Annotated in this window: 5 protein-coding genes and 1 pseudogene; 2 read left to right on the forward strand and 4 right to left on the reverse strand. The window is 61.4% G+C overall.

Annotated elements, in window-relative coordinates:
- Window positions 1-329 (reverse strand): GntR family transcriptional regulator (locus tag HX846_RS23365; RefSeq protein ID WP_178966171.1); only part of this gene is annotated, 329 nt, incomplete at its 3' end.
- A gap of 77 nt (window positions 330-406) precedes the next feature.
- On the opposite strand from HX846_RS23365, the gene HX846_RS23370 reads away from it, so the two are divergent.
- On the forward strand, window positions 407-2,080 hold the full coding sequence (locus HX846_RS23370) for a M24 family metallopeptidase (protein WP_178966172.1): 1,674 nt from the start codon (window positions 407-409) through the stop codon (window positions 2,078-2,080).
- Between the two features lie 85 nt (window positions 2,081-2,165).
- Window positions 2,166-2,384 (forward strand): DUF4287 domain-containing protein, encoded by a 219-nt coding sequence (locus tag HX846_RS23375; protein WP_003214516.1) that lies wholly within the window; start codon window positions 2,166-2,168, stop codon window positions 2,382-2,384.
- A 28-nt stretch (window positions 2,385-2,412) separates the two neighbouring features.
- On the opposite strand, the gene HX846_RS23380 is transcribed toward HX846_RS23375, so the two are convergent.
- From HX846_RS23380 to HX846_RS23390, 3 genes and pseudogenes are all read right to left on the reverse strand, one after another.
- Window positions 2,413-2,916, reverse strand: coding sequence for a DUF2867 domain-containing protein (locus tag HX846_RS23380; RefSeq protein WP_087693745.1), 504 nt, complete (start codon window positions 2,914-2,916; stop codon window positions 2,413-2,415).
- A gap of 20 nt (window positions 2,917-2,936) precedes the next feature.
- Window positions 2,937-3,314, reverse strand: coding sequence for a glyoxalase/bleomycin resistance/extradiol dioxygenase family protein (locus tag HX846_RS23385; protein ID WP_008438853.1), 378 nt, complete (start codon window positions 3,312-3,314; stop codon window positions 2,937-2,939).
- Between the two features lie 294 nt (window positions 3,315-3,608).
- Window positions 3,609-3,828: pseudogene (locus tag HX846_RS23390) on the reverse strand (MFS transporter); the annotation flags it as partial.

Genomic DNA, 3,828 nt, shown 5'->3' on the forward strand with positions numbered 1-3,828 from the left:
GGCACCTCCCGCAATGCCGGGGCAAACGACTTCGGGGCGCGGGTGGCCGGCACCGCGCCTGTCGCCAGCTGCGAACTGACGAAGGTACCGCGACGTTGAAGGCTGACCAGCCAGCCCTTGGTCACCGCCTCCTCGTAGGCAAGGATCACCGTCTTGCGGTTGACGTCCAGCAGTTGCGCCATCTCCCGCGTGCCGGGCAACAGCGCTCCGGGGCGCAGGCGGCCCTCGACAATCGCGCTCACCAGGCCCTCGACGATCTTTCTGTAGGACGCCTGCGGCTGCTCCCCATCGAGTTTGAGCAGCGGGCGCCATTTGCGAAGCTGGACCATATGAATTATCCAAAACTGGAGGTTCTCCTGGTCCTAGTCTACCGCAACAATCGAGGCTCAATTGCCCAGAGGTGTTTATGCACAACCGCCATGTCGTTGAATTGTTGCCCTCGGGCAAATCCTTCGAAGCTGCCGATCAATTGCTGCTCGACGCCATGCTGGCCAGCGGTCTCGCCGTACCCTTTTCCTGCCGGCGCGGCGCCTGCGGATCGTGCAAGGTCAAGGTGGTGTCGGGCCAGCACCGGGAAAAGCTGCGCACACCCGACACCCCTGCCGCCTCCTATCCGCTCGCGGCTGACGAGATGTTGCTGTGCCAGAGCCATGCCTGCAGCGACATGCGCCTGGAAATACCCGGCTGGTCACTGGACACGCCCGCGCTGGAAGCCAGCGCACAGGTGATCAGCAAACGCGCGTTGAGCGCCGACATCGTCGAGCTGGTGTTGCTGACTGCCCAGCCACTTGAAGTCCGGGCCGGCCAGTACCTCAGGTTTCGCCTCGACGATGGCGACAGCCGCTGTTTCTCCGTGGCCAATCTACCCGCGCAGGACCAAGGCCGGTTGGTGTTTCATATTCGCCAGGTCAGCGGCGGCCTGTTTTCCGAATGCATCCTGCCGACCTTGCAAGTGGGTGATGCGGTGAAACTCGAAGGCCCCGTGGGCGCCTGCACCTGGCAACACGACGATGAGCGCCCTGTTGTGCTGTTCGCTACCGGGACCGGTTATGCCGGTATCAAGCCCTTGTTGCTGACGGCCCTGGCCCGCCAGGCCGAGGTCACCCTGTATTGGGGTAACTCGGCCCCGGCGGACTTCTACGACGTCGAGTTTCTCGAACGGGCCAGCCAGGCCCATCCACGCTTTCTCTGGCATCGGGTTTTGTCGGCAGACGCCCGCGTACAGCAGGTCGCGTTGACACAGCCCCATGACTGGGCCGAGAGCCAAATCTACGCCTGCGGCAATAGCACGATGATCAACCAGGCCCGCGCAGCCTGCCTGGCGGCGGGTGCGCAGGCGCATCGTTTTGTCGCCGAAGCCTTCGTCCCCAGCGGTGCATTGACGCCAGCGGAGTCGCTCAACACGCGGCACCCGGTGCTGGAAAAAGTCGGCCCGCGCTACTCGCTGGACGGCATGCTCGCCGCCCGCGAGCAAACGGTCAGGGCCCTGGCCGCCATCGCCGATCAATTGAAAGTCGGCATGACCACGGCGCAAGCCCTCGCAATGGCCAGTGAGACATTGCAGGCCATGGGCGCGTCTCACACCTGGCATCCCACCTATATCCGCTTTGGCGAAGACACCGTCCGCACACCCCGCCAAGGCATCGACCTGCTGCGCAAGCTGCGGCCCACCGATATCGCCGTGGTGGACCTTGGCCCGGTGTGGGATGGCTATGAAGGCGACTATGGCGACACCTTCGTATTCGGCGAGCACCCATTGCATGACGCTTGCACGAAGGCCCTGCATGAAGTGTTCGACGAGACCCGCGATGCCTGGCACCGCGGGCTGACCGGGCGCGAGCTGTACGACTTCGCTGAGGGTAGCGCCCTCTCCAAGGGCTGGCGCCTTGAGCGCAACCTGGCCGGACACCGCATCGCCGACTTCCCCCATGCCCTGTTCGGGCAGGACAAGCTGGCTGAAGTCGAGATCGTACCGAGCGAGATGGTCTGGGTGCTGGAGATACAGATCTGCCATCCCACACAACCGGTCGGGGCGTTCTTCGAGGATATTTTGATTGGCGAGGCCAACGGGGGCGTGTAGGGACGGGCCGTACGGTGGACCCGGTGAGTCCAGAGCGGTAACGTTATCCGGGCATTATCACCTCAGCAAAAAGGGAGTTTGCATCATGACCGACGACACAAAAACAAAAGGGCCAGCGTCGTACTTCCCCTCCATCGAAAAAAACTATGGGCAACCCATTAGCCACTGGCTGGATCTGCTCAAGGCCGCCAGTTCCAGGAAGCATATGGAGCTTGTGGCCTTGCTCAAGACTGAACACGGCATGGGCCATGGTCACGCCAATGCGTTGGTTGCGTACTTCTTGGCGGCTGAAAAAGGCAATTGATCCACCTCCCGGCGGGCGGTGAACGTGCCTACCCGCCGGGCGTTGCGGCTGTCTCTTGCAGCGTTCGTTCAAGTCGTCGCAGGTGAGCATTCACAATGAGTTTGTGCGCTGGCCCCACTGGCAGCATGTAGAGGCGCCCATAGGTGTTATGGGTGACAACCGACGAGGTGATCGTGAGTACACGGTCAGCGATTGAAAGGCAGATCATCACATCCAGGTGCCGGTCACGCTCGGTCAGCACCAGCATGTCGGGCGCGCAGCGTTCCACCAGGAAGAAGTCCAGCCGGTCGCCGACCTGCACAGCCTCGCGCAAGGTGCCGGAGAACCCACCGATGCGCTTCACACCAAACAACGAGGAAATGGCATCCCTGATTCGGAAAGCCACCTGCATCAACGGCCCCGGTTCGCCGGTCATGATGTTCCAGGCATCCAGCGCGGTGATTTCAGTAGGCAGCGGGGCTGACCGGGTGTCGTAGTAATCAAGCTCTGACGGTGCACGCAGCGTGTGAACAACATCGGTAGTCGTCAACATTATCTTCCCTGATTGCTCGGTTAGAGCGGCTGACCTACATCAATACGATTCCCGTCCGGGTCTTCGAACACAAACGCCCGCAACCCGTAATCCTGATCCTTGAGGCGCTTGATGATCCTCGCCCCATGCTGCACGCAAGCGGCGTGCAGCCTGTCGACATCGTCCACCATCAGGTGGGCAATCGTGAACGCGGCAGCTGGATGGTTGGGTTGCAAGGTCAAATGCAGCTCGCCCTGGTCGCGCTGCAGAATCATGAAGCCGATCGGGTTTCCATTTTCGAAGGCTTTCGTAAACCCCAGGACCCTGGTGTAAAAATCATGGGCCCTGCCCATGTCCTTTACGGGAAGCGTTACTGCAATTCGTCCGAAACGGACGCCATGATCAACGACTGCGCTCATCGCAGAACCTCAACGTGCAAGCACCATGACACCTGCCAGGCGGTGCTGGTGAGTGTGAGGCGCCTTGCCAAACCTGAAGGAGCAGGACGGTGCCTGCGAGGCAGAGGTTATTTTGCGCAGCTACTGAAGTAAAGAGAGATACGAGGGTCGTTGCCGGGCAATGATCAGCAGGCGGTCGTTCAGCTACGATTGCTCGGAGTCGGACCTGAGCCCCAAACCAGCAGGATTGATCAAGCGGACTGAAAGGGGGCGAAGCGCATGCGTTTATTCTCGCCCCCTGCCTCTATCACGGTTTCAGAGATGAAACACCGGCCCCGCCTCTGCACCTTGTGGAGGCGCTTCAACCTTCACCTTCAGCGCAATCAACAGTGCCGCCAACAGCATCAAGATACCTGCCGCGGCAAAGACCCCGTCGATACCACTGAAACTGAACATCGCGCCGCCTGCCGCCGCCCCGGCGGCAATCGCCGACTGCACTGAAGCCACCACCATGCCCCCGGCGCTTTCGGCCTGG

It is taken from the genome of Pseudomonas sp. K5002, assembly GCF_013386655.1.
Classification (GTDB): domain Bacteria; phylum Pseudomonadota; class Gammaproteobacteria; order Pseudomonadales; family Pseudomonadaceae; genus Aquipseudomonas.

Bases quoted from the DNA above. Each gene is read 5' to 3' on its own strand.
- HX846_RS23370 (WP_178966172.1), top strand. From the start codon at position 407: ATGCACAACCGCCATGTCGTTGAATTGTTGCCCTCGGGCAAATCCTTC.
- HX846_RS23375 (WP_003214516.1), top strand. From the start codon at position 2,166: ATGACCGACGACACAAAAACAAAAGGGCCAGCGTCGTACTTCCCCTCC.
- HX846_RS23380 (WP_087693745.1), bottom strand. From the start codon at position 2,916: ATGTTGACGACTACCGATGTTGTTCACACGCTGCGTGCACCGTCAGAG.
- HX846_RS23385 (WP_008438853.1), bottom strand. From the start codon at position 3,314: ATGAGCGCAGTCGTTGATCATGGCGTCCGTTTCGGACGAATTGCAGTA.